Source organism: Echinicola sediminis (genome assembly GCF_054777495.1).
Genome location: NZ_BAAHAP010000002.1, coordinates 113,186 through 128,497 on the forward strand (window position 1 = coordinate 113,186; position 15,312 = coordinate 128,497).

10 protein-coding genes are annotated in these 15,312 nt (G+C 41.9%); 1 reads left to right on the plus strand and 9 read right to left on the minus strand.

Features of this window, described 5'->3' with window-relative positions; genetic code table 11:
• Positions 1 to 49 precede the first annotated feature (49 nt).
• Positions 50 to 466 (minus strand): hypothetical protein, encoded by a 417-nt coding sequence (locus tag ACYVAA_RS01205; RefSeq protein WP_460538178.1) that lies wholly within the window; start codon positions 464 to 466, stop codon positions 50 to 52.
• A 566-nt stretch (positions 467 to 1,032) separates the two neighbouring features.
• Between ACYVAA_RS01205 and mnmA the strand changes: the two genes are divergently transcribed.
• Positions 1,033 to 2,244 carry an MnmA/TRMU family protein gene (gene mnmA / locus ACYVAA_RS01210; protein WP_460538179.1) on the plus strand — a complete coding sequence of 404 codons (1,212 nt, stop codon included), beginning with the start codon at positions 1,033 to 1,035 and terminating at the stop codon, positions 2,242 to 2,244.
• Positions 2,245 to 2,313: 69 nt separating this feature from the next.
• Here mnmA and ACYVAA_RS01215 read toward each other — a convergent pair whose 3' ends face one another.
• The 8 genes from ACYVAA_RS01215 to ACYVAA_RS01250 all read right to left on the minus strand — a co-directional run bounded on the left by ACYVAA_RS01215 (position 2,314) and on the right by ACYVAA_RS01250 (position 15,278).
• Positions 2,314 to 4,401: a family 20 glycosylhydrolase gene (locus ACYVAA_RS01215; protein ID WP_460538181.1), complete on the minus strand. Its 2,088-nt coding sequence runs from the start codon at positions 4,399 to 4,401 to the stop codon at positions 2,314 to 2,316.
• A 10-nt stretch (positions 4,402 to 4,411) separates the two neighbouring features.
• A complete protein-coding gene (locus tag ACYVAA_RS01220; protein WP_460538182.1) occupies positions 4,412 to 4,546 on the minus strand; it encodes a hypothetical protein in 135 nt (44 codons plus the stop codon).
• 19 nt (positions 4,547 to 4,565) lie between these two features.
• On the minus strand, positions 4,566 to 6,287 hold the full coding sequence (locus ACYVAA_RS01225) for a sialidase family protein (RefSeq protein WP_460538183.1): 1,722 nt from the start codon (positions 6,285 to 6,287) through the stop codon (positions 4,566 to 4,568).
• 66 nt (positions 6,288 to 6,353) lie between these two features.
• Positions 6,354 to 7,571, minus strand: coding sequence for a glycoside hydrolase family 27 protein (locus ACYVAA_RS01230; protein ID WP_460538184.1), 1,218 nt, complete (start codon positions 7,569 to 7,571; stop codon positions 6,354 to 6,356).
• A 115-nt stretch (positions 7,572 to 7,686) separates the two neighbouring features.
• On the minus strand, positions 7,687 to 8,532 hold the full coding sequence (locus ACYVAA_RS01235) for a glycoside hydrolase family 16 protein (protein ID WP_460538185.1): 846 nt from the start codon (positions 8,530 to 8,532) through the stop codon (positions 7,687 to 7,689).
• Positions 8,533 to 8,633: 101 nt separating this feature from the next.
• Positions 8,634 to 10,613, minus strand: coding sequence for a RagB/SusD family nutrient uptake outer membrane protein (locus ACYVAA_RS01240; RefSeq protein ID WP_460538186.1), 1,980 nt, complete (start codon positions 10,611 to 10,613; stop codon positions 8,634 to 8,636).
• Between the two features lie 12 nt (positions 10,614 to 10,625).
• Positions 10,626 to 14,114 (minus strand): SusC/RagA family TonB-linked outer membrane protein, encoded by a 3,489-nt coding sequence (locus tag ACYVAA_RS01245; protein WP_460538187.1) that lies wholly within the window; start codon positions 14,112 to 14,114, stop codon positions 10,626 to 10,628.
• Positions 14,115 to 14,249: 135 nt separating this feature from the next.
• Positions 14,250 to 15,278: a FecR family protein gene (locus tag ACYVAA_RS01250; RefSeq protein WP_460538188.1), complete on the minus strand. Its 1,029-nt coding sequence runs from the start codon at positions 15,276 to 15,278 to the stop codon at positions 14,250 to 14,252.
• Positions 15,279 to 15,312: the final 34 nt, after the last annotated feature.

Genomic DNA, 15,312 nt, shown 5'->3' on the forward strand with positions numbered 1-15,312 from the left:
TGGATACCTAACCTGTCAGGTTTAACTGATTTGAAAAAATAAAAAGTTACTATTTGGGTTTTACCTCATTGATCCATTTGGTCAAGGTATTGTAACCGATATGGTGTTCATCGGCAAATTCTTCCGCATTGGCGTTTTCATCGATCATGGCGTAGTCAAACCATTTTTCTATGATTTCGTCTTTGCTGAAGACCTTGTGGGATATTTCTTTTTGAAGGTGGTTACCATTATCATCCAACATATTCAAAAGCTCCCGAAGGGATGATCTCAGCTCGGCATCACCAAGGTCCAAGCCTTCTTTTTTGAGCTTTTCGACAGCCTTAGTTTTTACCAGTACCGCTTTGATGGATAGTCCTTTTTGGGCGGCATCGTCCAGTTTGACTTCTTTTCCCTTGGTATCGTAATAAATAAATTTTTCGGGATGCTCTTTGATGGTTTTGACTGCTTCTTTTATTAAGCGCTTCATGTTTAAATTGTTTTATCGGGTTTATATCTGTTTATACGCAAGGACTACACCAAAATCCATATTTGCTTCTTAAAATCCATGAAAAAAGGGCTTTTCCCTCACCTTATTGCCTTCAAGAATATACTAATATTTCAGCACTCTTGGAAATAATTATAGGGCTGATTTATAGAGAAGAACAGGAAGTATCCCCACAGATTTTTACCAAAATCCGGCCATACAATGTTTTGTCTCTAATGAGCGGTCAGCAGTGATTCGGGATTTGGTAATTTGTGATTCGATTCATTTAGTCTGATAGCATAGATCACATTTCCTTTATCAAATCACTATTATTCGAATCTCTGAATAAAATTTGGTCATGGAACGGTGAAAATTACTTTTGAGACAGCCTCATTTGAAGGAAACGGTTTCCAATCCTCTTTCCACTGGCTATTTTATGTATCTTTGCACTCTGCTTATTGGAACTAATCTATAAGAAGAAGGTTTCAATAAAGTAAAATAAGCTTCACCAAGGGTGAAATCAAGTTACAAAACCTCATGGGCCTTGACCCCATGAAAAAGTAAATGTCATGAGCAACAAGAAAAGAGTCGTTGTAGGGCTCTCCGGAGGTGTGGACAGTTCTGTCGCCGCCTACCTACTACAACAAGAGGGCTATGAAGTCATCGGCATGTTTATGAAAAACTGGCACGATGAATCGGTCACCATTTCCAATGAATGCCCTTGGATGGAGGACAGTACAGATGCCATGTTGGTGGCAGAAAAACTGGGAATCCCCTTTCAGGCCATCGACCTGAGCGAAGAATACAGGGAAAGGATAGTGGACTATATGTTTGCCGAATATAAAGCCGGCAGAACCCCCAATCCGGATGTGCTCTGCAACCGGGAAATCAAGTTCGATATTTTTCTGAAAGCCGCGCAAAAGCTGAAAGCGGATTTTGTGGCCACGGGACATTACTGTCAAAAAGGTATAATCCAAAAGGATGGAAATCCCATTTACCAGCTTAAAGCCGGTGCCGATAATAATAAGGACCAGAGTTATTTCCTCTGTCAGCTCAGCCAGGAACAGCTTGCCAAAGCCCTCTTCCCCATCGGTCACCTCCAAAAATCCGAGGTAAGGAAGATCGCCAAAGAACAGGATTTGGTAACAGCTGATAAGAAGGATAGCCAGGGGCTTTGCTTCATTGGTAAAGTAAGGTTGCCTGAGTTTTTGCAGCAGCAGTTGAAGCCCAAGAAAGGTGATATTGTGATCATTCCGGATGACCTTCCTGTTTACGAGAAACAGCGAATTCCCGCTGGGGTGGATATGGGAGATCTTGATCAGGAAAGCCTGGACAGGATTTGTTTACCGATCCATTATCAGGCTGCACAAGGTAAAAAAGTAGCTGAACATAACGGTGCCCACTACTTTACCGTCGGTCAAAGAAAAGGACTCAATGTGGGCGGAACCGGTAAACCGTTGTTTGTTATCGAAACGGACACCAAGGAAAATGTTATCTATACCGGTTTGGGGGAAGAACATCCTGGTCTGATGAGGCATGGACTTTTTGTTCCATCCGCAGATGTACATTGGATCAGAGAAGACTTAAGATTGACCCCCGGTCAAAACCGGCGTTGGTTAGCCAGGATTCGGTACAGACAGCCATTAAGCTGGTCTACTTTGGTCATGAAAGAAAATGGCCTGTATGTTCTTTTTGATTCCCCTCAAAAGGGAATTGCCTCGGGACAGTTTGTGGCCTGGTATGATGGAGAAGAAAGCATCGGATCCGGTGTGATCGCGTAATTCTCAGATGCCGAGGATATATGCAAAAGCCCTTTGCTGCAGCAGAGGGCTTTTGGTTTATGTGGAAAATTATGGCCTAAACTCACTGGAAAATTGGAGTCCTTTCATATCCAGGGGTACAAAGGTAAACATCCAGTTCTGGTAGGCTGTAGAGGAAGGAATTTTCACCAAGACCTTGTTCCATCCCTTTTGAAGATGGACAATAGCGGGTTCTCTGGTCCAATAAAGCTCTTCAGCCGTCCAAGGGATCTCCTGATCCTCTTTGCTTCCCCAGCCTTCCTGTTTGCTGGGTTTCCAGCCTGGTCTTTGCCATTCGGGCCCCTTTAATTCTTGGTCATTGATCCATATTTTACCACCATTGATATCCCAATTGCCATTTTCTGCTATTCCCGTATAGACCCTGTTTGCCCGCAGCGGTGTTTCAAAACCTATCCAAGTGGGAACTTCTCTGGCCTCTTCACTGTGAATATAAGTCAAAGCATAAACACTTTGTCCGGGCTGAGCTTGGGGAAAATAGCCCCCCAGATTAAAGCGGTCTTTAATCACCAAGGTATTTCCCCTGCCACTTTTCCAGCTCCAGTTTTGTCCACCAAATGAGTAGCTGGGTTTTATGGATTGTAATAGCTTATCCCCCTGATCATTGTCAAAAGGCCCAATCAAACGCCATTCTTTGTCACTTTGTGGGAAATAGGGAAAAGCATGATTGGAAAAAGACTGCTGTTTATGGTGCATCAAATAGGCCTCAAAGGCGTTAAAGTATTCAGCAGGCTCAGTTCCCGATTCAGGCAATGTCATCCAGTAGTTTTGTTGGGCTGAAGAAATATCTGCGGTCCAAGTGGCCCAGGAAAAGGCCAGCAAACCAGGATAAACAGGGTTTTCCATAAAAGCATCTTCCCCTCTCCTGGTATTGACATCCGGCCATAAGCATAGTATGCCTCCCAAAGCTTCGTTTCCCTTAGCAGCTGTAATTGGTTTAAAAAAGAGCGTATTGATGTAGGTCATCGGTTCTCCATTATTGATATAACTGTTTCGGGAGTCGATTTCCTTGAGCTGCCCCGTCAAGGCGGTAGTATCCATTGTTCCCCATGCCTGCCGGATCACACTGGCACCTGCTTTCAATCCTGGACTCCAGACGATTGCCTCTCGGTCATTACTTTCTACTTTATGGACCATTCTGGAAATAAACTCCTCCGGATTGGGAATATGCACTTCATCTGAACCGATATGGATCGTTGGAGCCATCTCTCTTGGAATCTCCTTAAAGAATTCATCCAATATCTTTTCCAAGGCTTCCATCCCCTCTGGAGATTCCATTCTGAACCCCATAGATGTAACAAAGGAATCACTGTGACCGGGCATATCAATTTCTGGTATCACAGTAATCATTCGTGCTTTGGCGTAGGCAATCACTTCCCTGATCTCATCATAAGTATAATACCTTCCGGGATCACGTGTTGGGCGATGTTTGGATGGATCGGTGAGTTGGGGGTAAATTTTGCTTTCAATCCTCCAGGCAGGCCGATCTGTCAAATGCCAATGGAAGACATTCAGTTTATAATCGGCCATTATATCCAACTGTTCCTTGAGAAAGTCCATGGTCTGGTAGTTTCTGCCCACATCGATCATAAAGCCACGTATAGGATAAGCAGGTTTGTCCGAGATATCACAGAACGGCATAGTGGCCGAGCCGTTTTCGAGAACTAAGAGCTGTTTTAATGTTTTGAGGGCATAATATTGACCTGTTTCGCTTCGGGAAGTAATGCTGATGCCATCTTCATCAATAATGATCGAATAGGCTTCTTCAGCTAAGCTGTTATCCTCGTCAAAACTGATCTTATATGATGCTTCAGGGTTTAGTTCTACACGTCTGGAATCCAGTAGGGCATAAAGTTCCTCCCCCATCAGTTTCGACAGGTTGGAGGTTTTATCCAGGGCTACGGATTCCAGTTTTTTTACTTCCGTACCCCATGTGACTTTCTGGGGGTATGGAATGAGCTTTACAGGAGTAGCTGCCAATTCCTCGGCGGTGTACCTTGCCTTGAAAGGATGGGGAATTTCCTGACTATGGGTCAGGCTGGAGCAAAAAGCCAAAGCACAACAGGTGACTATCTTGAAAATAACCACCTGTTGCCATTTGATGGAGAAACAATTTTTCATTTTTTGGGTCTTACTGATTTTTGTTTTTAAGGTATTTGAGCAAGGCCAAATACAATTTGACACCTGCTATTACAATTCCGGCTATTGCTAGAAAACCTACTATTTGCCAAATGAGCAGCCCTGGTCCCTGATGAATTAAATCCATGGTAGAAAAGTTTATAAGTTTAATTTTTTAAAATTTCATTGATCGAAACCGCCTGAAAGGTCATCTGAGCCTTACTGCCTTCATATAGTATTCCTATGGTTTCATCATTTATAGATGTCAAGGAAGAGTAGCCAAAACCATGGCCGCTGTCCAGCTCTATCCAATATTTTTCCGGCCAAGTAAGCCCATTATCTAAGCTTACTTTTATGGTGATTCCTTTTCTTTCGTTTTTATCATTGGGATTTGAAAACAACAAAATGGAACGGGAATGCCCTTTATCATTTATAAATTCATGTTTAATCAGAGAGCCCATGCAGACAGGTTCTATCAACGCATGATGAGAAGAAGGGTGTGAGGACCAACTCATTCCTAAATCATTACTTACAGCTATATTTCTTCCATTATTATTTTCTTTCTCCGTCCTGTTTCTATTGTCCCTCATATTTAGCATAATTCTTCCGTCAGAAAGTTCGACAACGGCACATTCAGTAGTATTGCTTGCTGCAGGATGGCTAGTTTCCCAAGTAGCGCCACCATCTTTGCTATAAGTAATATTAGAAAAGGGGTGGCCCTCATTGTCCCTTCCCTGACTTGGAAAAACCAAAATGCCATTGGATAAGGTAATTCCATTACCAGGGGCTGGCGCCCATAGCCGCCATTCCGGCTTTTTTGCCATAGAAGTAATATTTACGGGCTTACTCCATGTCTTTCCGTTGTCTTTGCTCTTGACAATTAAAAATTGACTGGTTTCTCTTACCCCTAAGCCCGGTTGTGACCCTTTATTTCTCCACTGGTGATTCCATGCATTGCTTGTTTCATCCAAGCCTTCTACCCATTTTCCGTCATTTCCAATAATCCCATGCATCCATAATCCAGCAATGAAAACATCCCCGGAATTTTTGTCCACTAAGATGGAGGCATCACTCACGCCATTGAATTTTTCAGGCAAATCACCATATTCCTCCATATCCAACACAATTTGCATTTTCTCCCAATGTAGCCCTCCGTCCATGGATCTACTCAGACCGATATCCATGTCCCCCTGAAGATCCCTGGAGTTACTTCGCCTGACGTCATAGATGGCAAGCAGGCTTCCATCTTTGCCGGTTGCCAGACCTGGGATCCGGTAGGTATGTACGTCATCATCTCCAGAGTTTCTGACAGAAATTCCCGGGCGTATCGTACTTTTTTGGGTTTTTACCTTTTGGTAGGCCTTTCCGGACACTATGATTTTTTCTAACCAAATGGTGGCTTTGGAAGTTAATTTTTCAAAATTACGCGATTTTACTGCGACCCATAGATATTCTGATAGTCCATTGATTTTATAATCGAGTTCCCACTTTTGAGGAGCACTGCCCACTGCAGTGGAAGACATTATTAATTTCCCCTTTAGACTGAATACCGAGTCTTTCCCTGAAGAGTAAAACCTGATTTCTTCTATAAAATCACTTGGATTTCCTTCCACTCCCAGTTCCAGTTGATTCAAAAGGTCATTTTCCATTTGTTTTACCTGAATACATAAAACAGGTTGATAGTCAGCTGTCTGGAAGATGGGCAAGCTGCTGGTGGACACCTCAATGCTTTGGGCCGTGGAATTGGTGGGTAAAAAGAAATAAAAAAGCCAAAGGCTGCCCATCCAGTGAATAAAACCTACCCTTGAAAGATTGCTTGTTAGGCTACCAACTGTTGATCCAAGATTGCCCTTGGTTATCGAAGAAATAAAAAATAATAAACTTGTCATATTTTAGTTTTTAAGTGAAAATATTCCAAATTAAAACTGGGTGGTTTTTTATCGAGGGGCCAACTATCATGGAATAGATGCCTCATTTTCCATTTGGAACAGGTTGAAGGGAAGGCTCTTTCCTTTTATTTTTAAAACCACTACCCCGTGGGTTGGAACATCAAAGCGGATAGTTTGAGCCGTAGTATTTTCAAAATCCTCACCGGTCCAAAGTTCCTTCATGGTATATCCTTCCTTTGCCGAAATGCCCACTTCGTTTAGGTCAAAAGAAATGGTTTTCTTTTCCGGCGAACGGTTCAATAAAGTTACCGCTACTTCACCGCTCATGGTAGAGATGAGTGGTCTTGCCCATACTTCCAGCTCTCCCTGATCGATGACCCTTCTGGCTTGGTAAACCAAGGGGTCTTGATGGATGGATATAAGGTCTTTATTGGTTAATATTTCTAAGGTTTCTTCGGAAATTGTGGTCAGGTCATTGCTGGCCATCAAAGGGGAATTTAACATGCACCACATGGTGAAGTGTGTTTTATCTTCATCGTAACTCATTCCTCTCCCCACTTGCAACATATCCATATCATTGACATGTCCTGGGCCGGCGTATTTCCAAAGATCGGCATTGAGGTCCACAATGGACATTACCGACTCAAAGGTATTGGCAATGTCTCCTGAAATTCTCCAGGAATCGGCCAGGTTGACCACCCATTCTCCCGGAAATTCCCACCGGCAAACATTAAAGACCACCGCAGGATTTATTTGGCGGATGATGGCCCCGATTTCCTTGTACCTTACTTCTTCGCTCAGCCCCAGCCAATCGCCTCCGCACCAGTCGACTTTGATGAAATCATAACCCCAATCGTCAAGCATTAGCAGCAGGTCTTTCTGCTCATGGCCATAAAGGCCTACCCCTACCCCTACGGTGTCCTTATCCCAATAAGACGCACAGGTATTGATGCCTGCATCCGAATAAATACCGGCCTTTAAGCCTTTTTGGTGGATATAATCTGCCAAGCTTTTCATACCGCTGGGAAAGCGTTCCGGATGGGCAAATAAATTTCCTTGTTTGTCCCTGCCTCCGAAAAAGCCGTCATCAATATTTAAATAGGTATAGCCCGCTTCTTTGAGACCAAGCTCCACAAGGGCATCCGCTTGTGCTTGTATGATGGCTTCATTGATATTTACCCGGTAGTTGTTCCAGCTTGCCCAGCCCATTAAGGGTGTTTGGGGCCTTTGGGCAAAACTGGAATAGCTGAATAATAAGAAAAGGAAAAAGAATTTAAGTTTCATATTGCTGTTTTTGTTTTCATTTTATTTCGCAATAATACTATTAATTGCCCATTGAAAAAATCTTCCAGTTATATAGACCCGAATTAATAGTGCTGGAATTTAAGGCCGATAGATTTTATTCGGATTTTTCCCAGACCTTAACATAGTCAATAATCATTTCATAAGGAAAATCCTCCGTTGAGTTTACCAGTCCTGGCCAGAAATATTTTCCAGATTGGCCTTTATCGGCGCAGGCATGATTTAGGATAAGATAAAAGTCCGTTTCAAAGGGCCACATTTGGGCGTTATTTCCTCCTTTACGATGGGTCATGGTTTTCTTTCCATTGACATAAAACTCTATTTTATCGGGGGATTTTATTATTCCGTAAGTATTGAAATCCTCTAGATCAATAGGCGTGGTCATTGAAGGGGCAGGTTCAAGTTTGATACCTTCAGATTCCGATTGGTGAATTACTTGGTAGACTTTTTCATCATTGTTCAAATGCTCCATCACGTCAATTTCTCCGCCACTCGGCCAACCGGCATATTTTGGGGTTTGTGGCATCATCCATATGGCTGGCCAGGCACCTTTTCCCGTTTGACCGAATTTCGCTCTTACTTCCAGTTTACCATAGGTAAAACTGAACTTATCCTTGGTTTGGATAGCGCCTGTTTCGGGCAAATCAGTTTCTTGGTTCCAGCGGGCCCTGATATATAGCTTACCGTCCTTTACTTCAGCAAGTTCCCTGTCTTCGGGTACCACATACTTATTCCAAGCAGAGGACCATGGCTGTGTTTGATAACTGCCCCAATATCGTTGGTCATAATCCGTACCACTGAATTCATCTTCAAAAATAAGCTCCCATTCTTCTTTGGCTGAGGGCTCTTCTATTATTCCTTCATTATCACAAGACATCAATGTCAGGGGGGCCAAAAAGGCAGGCATTATTATTCTTAAGGTTTTCTTAAAAGTCAATAACATGTTTTCTAGGGTTTATAGAGGTCTGTAAATTTATTGTTGGAAAAAAAGACAGGAGAGAACTTGCCCCTCCTGTCTTGAGTTGATTAAAAAATGTTGTCCGACTATTCAACAGCCCCACTGTTGGCCTGTAAAGGCCAACCGGGATTTTGATAGATCACTGAATTTTCAGGCGATCCCGAACCATCAGGAGTTGTAATGATAAAGTGCTGGATAGCGATAGGCTCCAAATAATGCGCAGATGCCCATTTGTATCCATCCTGAACAAAATTTGAGGAGGATAGGATGATCCTGTACGGCCTTAAGTATTCACTCTCATTGGGATTAGAAACATTTGGTGTACCAGATGTACCGGCGGGAACCAAGGTACTTGTACCGTCTTCACTTTCATACCATCCTTCCATTGGACCAAAAAGCTTAAATCCTTCGACAATGTAGGGATCGGTTTTTAATTGGTCCAATGCTCTCCAACGCTTCAAATCAAACATTCTCATTCCTTCCGCTATCAATTCTGATCTCCTTTCCCTTCTTATATTGTAAAGTATTGGATCAGAGAGCATAATGCCTGAGGAATAGGCTCCTAGGTCATTCTTAGCTTCTATAGACATATCGGTAGCAGCAACAGTCACCATATAATCAGGGTTCACCCCTGCTCGATTTCTAATAGCCCTCCAATAACTGTCGGCCTTACCATTGATTGCCCCATCTCTCATATAGGATGCTTCAATATAGTTGAGATAAGCCTCTACTGCTCTGAAAACAATAGAACCTGTTTCACCCACATTACCTGTTGCTTGATCATTTCGGTAACTCATTCCCTTTTTTAGGCCATAGCCAGTCACATACCTTGATTCTCTTATATCAAGAATATTTGGTTCTCCAATTAGCAGAGGGCTACCGTCAGAACTAGTGGCATCATTGATCCTTAACTCCCCTGGTGCTTTCATGAACAACTGAAGACGGTTATCTCTATTTTCTTTCACATCGGATATGTAGTCATCTCCTTGGTATCCGGAACCTATAGCATAAATAGGTAGTCCATTATCCATTAAAAAATTATCCACAAATCCTCTGGTGAAACCTGTGTTACCGCCGTTTTGGTTTACATAGGCATTTACATTATGGTTTAATCCTAATGTGGGATCATATGCTCTCCAAAATAGGACCTCTGCGTATCCAAATAGATCCTGTGAGCCAAACATGGCGAAATAGGGATTACTTGAAGAATCATAGCCATCATCTTTCATGTTTAGAGTCAACTCCACCTGATCGGCCACTTCTTCAGATGCTTCCATGGCTTCAGTTAAAAAGAAATTGATTTCTTCATCGATATTTAAGGCATATCCCTCACCTGGCCATCCCGGACCAGCGGGTACTTGGGCGGTACCTTTATGATAATTCAACCAAGAACCTTCATGCAAAGCCACCCTGGATTTGAATAACAAAGCTGCCTTTCGGGAGAGCCTATTGGTTCCACCAGGAGGGGTTTCAGATAAAAGCATAATTGCAGAGTCCAGGTCTGAAAGGATAAATCTGGCCACTTCGTTCCTAGGTTCTCTTTTGGAGGCTTCTATTAACATTTCCTTGTCATCCGGTAAGGAAGTTTTAAGGATTGGGAAATCACCAAATGTTTTCACTTTCTGAAAATATTGGTACGCCCTAAGGAAATAGCCCTCCCCTACGTAGTGATTCACATTGGTACTGTTTCCGGATATGTCTCCTGCTTTCCACTTTGGAACGACGTTTTCAAGGAAATAATTAATATTTCGGATAGCTCCAAAATTCCAGCCACCACCTGATTGCGGTACTCTTTTTTCTCCGGGCATCCAAATGTTACTGGCATCGGTAGCGGCCTGATTATCGGTATGGTTATCAAATCCAAAAGTACCTACGCTCCATCCTGAATGTGTAGGAAAGCTATAAGCGTTGATAGTATAGGCCGCTAGATCAGCTTCACCGTTTAAAAAGGCATCTGGTGTTACAACAGACAATGGCTCACGGTCTAGAAAATCATTACAAGCTCCCAAAAGTGCTGATCCAACAACAATCAGGAATAGTCTTAATAGAAATTTATTCTTAATCATATTGAAATTGCTTTAGAAGTTGATATTCAGGCCACAAGAGTACACAGTTGCAAAGGGATACGTCTTACCATCATTCCATCCGCTCAAGCCAACTGTCTCAGGATCGAATATTTTGGACATTTTGGTGAACGTCAATAAGTTTTCCCCAGAAACATAAAATCTAGCGTTTCCAATTCCCACCTTGGACAAAACCGATTGGGGTAATGAATAACCGATTTGAAGGTTTTTCAGACGTAAATAAGCTGCATTTTGAAGGTATCTTGTCTGAGTTTGGTTGTTTTGCGATCGATCAAAAGCCAATCTGGGAAAGTAGGATTCCAGGTTAATTTCAGCAGCTCCAGCCTGGACCATTGGAGAGTTTTCATCACGGAAGAAATCCATATGTTCCATAAATCCGGCTGACTGCCATAAGTTTTGTCCTCCGGCACCCCAGAAATAGGGACCGTTAGGCATCCAATCCCTCTTACCAATTCCCTGGAAGAAAATTCTGAAATCAAAATTCTTATATTGACCAGAAAGATCAAGTCCATACCTGAATCGTGGTGTGCTATTACCAATAACTTTTCTATCTCCTGGATCATCTAAGGTATTATTGCCACTGTTGATCGTCCCATCTCCATTGATGTCAGCATACATGATATCCCCTGCTTGCCAGTTGTTGCCCATTTGATTTTGACTTACATTTTCCAAATAAGCTTCTATTTCAGCATCCGTTTTTGCAATGCCTACTGTGGTGTATCCCCAGATTTGTCCACTTTTTCTCCCACTAAACCACTGAGATAGATTTTTGGTATCATTTGGATATTTAGTGACCTTTTGCTGATCATCGGAAAGTACGCCTCTTACATTATAAGACAGGTCTCCGATTTTATCTCTCCAATTGACCTCTAATTCAAATCCATAAGATTTCAAATCGGCGTTGTTTACTCTGGGTACTGATGTTCCCAAAATTACGGGCAGTTCCTCAGCAGGACCTACCATGTCCAATGTATACCTGTTATAGTAATCCAAATTCACCAATAATCGGTTGTCCAACACACCTATATCCACCCCTACATTATAACTTTTTACTCTTTCCCAGGTCATGGATTGGCTGATGATACCCGGAGCGGATGCTGTATTTGGCCTAGCCCCATTGATCAACCAACTGCCATTGTTTACAGAGAAAGGCTGGGTCAGATAGAATGGATACCAGCTTGAAGTGTTTTGGTTACCAAGTTCCCCATAAGAGCCTCTTAATTTTAACATTTGCACTTGGTCGATATTCCAAAATTCTTCTCTCGCTATATTCCATCCTAAAGAAGCTGAGTTGAATAAATTCCATCGCTTATCTCGGATAAACCTGGAAGATCCATCATATCGGGAGTTGAACTCTAAAAGATATTTTTCTTTGTAATTATAATTTACCCTTCCAAAGAATCCTGCCGTCGCCCAATGGTTATATTCACCAGAATTGGTGAAATTATCCGTTGCGGTGTTGATAGAAATCACACTTGGTGTGATCAAACCCGTTCTAGCGGCCTGTACCGTTCTATACTTATTGAGTTCAGAGTTAAAGCCAGCCATTACCTTAAACTGGTGGCCTCCATCCAAATCAAAGGCATAGTCTGAGTAAATATTAGAATTAAAGTAATTGTCTTTTCGGTTGTATTCAGAAACTGCTGTATGGCCTGCCGAAGACCAGAAAACAGGAATGGCATAAGGTTCTCCTTCTACATCATATGCATAAGCAGGCAAATAATTCCCGGCATTATTCTGATTGATTATTCTATAATTACCACTTGCATAGATATTCCAGTTTTTAATGGGAGTATATTTTACCTGACCTTGGAGGTAATAAAAATCCTTGAAGTTGTCCTGTGTACCTCCTTGAATCATTTGGTTGATTTCACTCGGCTGAGAGAAATAACCATTGGGATCTTTTAATGGTACAGTAGGCCACCTTCTTGCGACGTTGTGGTAAAAAAGGTTATTCAAATGTGTGGCTTTGGTAAAATATTCTCTCACAAACCTTGAGTTATAATTAAAGCTCAATTTTTCGTTGATCTTAATATTAAACTTAGCGGCCAATGAATACCTGTTAAAATGATCTCCTCCATATTGGGATAATCCGCCTTGATCCAAATAATTAGCAGACAGGAAATAAGTAGCATTATCATTCCCCCCATTGACGCTTAAATTATGATCTTGTGAAAACGAATAGGATTTGTACTGTTCTTTAAACCAATCGGTGTTACCGTGAGAACCACTATAATATTGCCAACGGTTACCGTTGGAGTTTGGCACAGTAGCATAATCTATCTCACCATTTTGGTATTGCACAATCCTTCCGATCACCTCGTCACTGAAAACAGGGGTTCGGCCTGCGTTTATAGCCGCTTCATTATAGTAATTGGCAAAAGTAAAGGAATCCATCATTTCAGGTAATCCCCTTGGCTTGGACAATCTAAAGTTATTGTTATAATTTACTTTAACTTTGCCCTTTTTACCGCTCTTTGTAGTGATCAAAATCACACCAAAAGCTGCTCTTGACCCATACACAGAAGCCGCAGCTGCATCTTTCAAAACCGTAATATTCTCTATGTCCTGAGGGTTTAAGGCATTTAGATTACCATCCATACCATCGATCAATACTAAAGGAGCTGAATTTGATCCCGCACCAATGGTACCATTTCCACGAATATTGAAGCTAAGATTTTGGTTCAATTCACCACCTAGTCCTGAAGTTTGAAAATTCAAACCCGGGATCACTCCTTGGAGCATTTGTCCCACACTTTGCACAGGCCTAGATTCCAGTACTTTGGAATCGACAGTGGTCACAGCACCCGTTAAATTTGCCTTCTTTTGTTCCCCAAAACCAACTACCACTACTTCTTCTAAGCTTTGCACATCTTCCCTTAGATTTACGTCAATGCTTTCATTGCCGTCCACGTTTACTTCTTTGGAAATGTACCCGATAAATGAGAAGACAAGGACGTCTGATTCGGAGACCACCAAGCTGTAATTTCCATCCAGGTCGGTTGCCGTACCTTTACCACTGCTTTTGGCCATTACGGTGACACCGGGGATAGCCTGATTGTTTTCATCGGTCACCTTTCCCTTCACGGTAATTTCTTTTAATACGGCCTGGTCTTCCACTTTCCTCTTGGACACACTGATATTGCCATTGACCTGTTTGAAGGAAAGCTGGTGATTTTGGGCTAAATTGACCAACACCGCTTCCAGTGAACCATCGGAAATACTGAGGTTTACCGGCTGTGAATTATCAAAAAGCCCCTTTTTATAACTGAATTCAAAATCAGTTTTTTCACTGATGATGTTAAAGGTATGTTTCAAAGTCTCGTTTTGGAGCTGTAGGTTCAGCCTGACTTTTGAAATGTCCAATGATTCCTGAGCTTTGGAGGGTGATGCGTAAATGAAATTCAGGAAAAACAGCTGGACTACAAACCCGTATAGATAGAATTTTCCCACCATACGTAATGCATGTAATGTTTTTTTCATAAATTTGAATAGTTTTTATGTGATTAGTCTTGCATTAAAACGTCAGCAAACAGTTATAGCCTGAGAAACTTTCTGTTTGCCAACAAGGGCCAATGTTAACCGCATTGGCTTTTCTTTTTCATAGGCAATTCGTTTTTAGTTAAAACTTATTGAAACATTTTTATGGTCAATCTTATAGTCAAATTCCAGGGCATGCTCCATACTTTCCAGGATATCTTTTAAGGTAGCTTTGCGGTACTTCCCGCTAAATTTATAATCCTGCTTGGGTGCCCTGGTAATGGTAATACTTACACCAAACCATCTTTCCAGCTCCTCTACCATTTCAGAAATAGGCATCTCCTCAAATAACAATACCCCTTGTGTCCAAAGAATGGCCTTGTTTAAATCAAAATCCCCCTTTATCAAACCATTGGTTTTATTGTATGTCACTTTTTCTCCGGGAACGAGAAGTACATTTTCAGTGTCCGCACTTTCTCGGTAAACCTTTACCTTGCCTTCGGTCAGTTCCACTTTGATCTTGTCCTCACGATAAGCCTGGACATTAAAAGCGGTACCTAAAGCCTCTGTCACAAGCTCTCCACTATTTACCCTAAATGGTAATTCGGCATTTTTGCTTACTTCAAAATAAGCTTCTCCCCTTAAGTGGATGTTTCTGTTCGTTCTTCCAAAATCCTGATCATACTTGATTTGACTGTCGGCATTGAGTAGTATGGTAGTGCCATCAGGCAAAAAGAGCTTGCTTTTCTGGCCTTTGGGTGTATTTCTGATGGTCCAGCTCTCTTCAACCACGGCCACTTCTTCGCTGGGGAACAGGTCGATGATTCCACTGTTGTAGGTTAGCAGTCCCCCTAAACAGAGGGTGAGAACAGCTACTATCCTTGTTGGCCATGAGATCATTTTTGTTGTTCTGATTACAGGCCGTTTGGCATTAATTTCCCCTTGGATATTTTTAAACAGAAGATCCTCCTTTTTCTGGTTCCAATCTTTGTTGGGTGCTTCTAGTTCTTCCAATATCTCTTGGGACTTCTCTAGAAGAAATAACTTTTCTGGAAACTTTTCAGCAAACTGGGTGTAAAAAACATCTGCTTTAGATGCTCCGGCATACACCCATTCTTTGAATGGCTTATGGTCAAGAAAATCCTCTATGCTGTTAAAAGCTTTCATTTGTTTGGTCTTTCATTATATAAGAGTCCAAAAA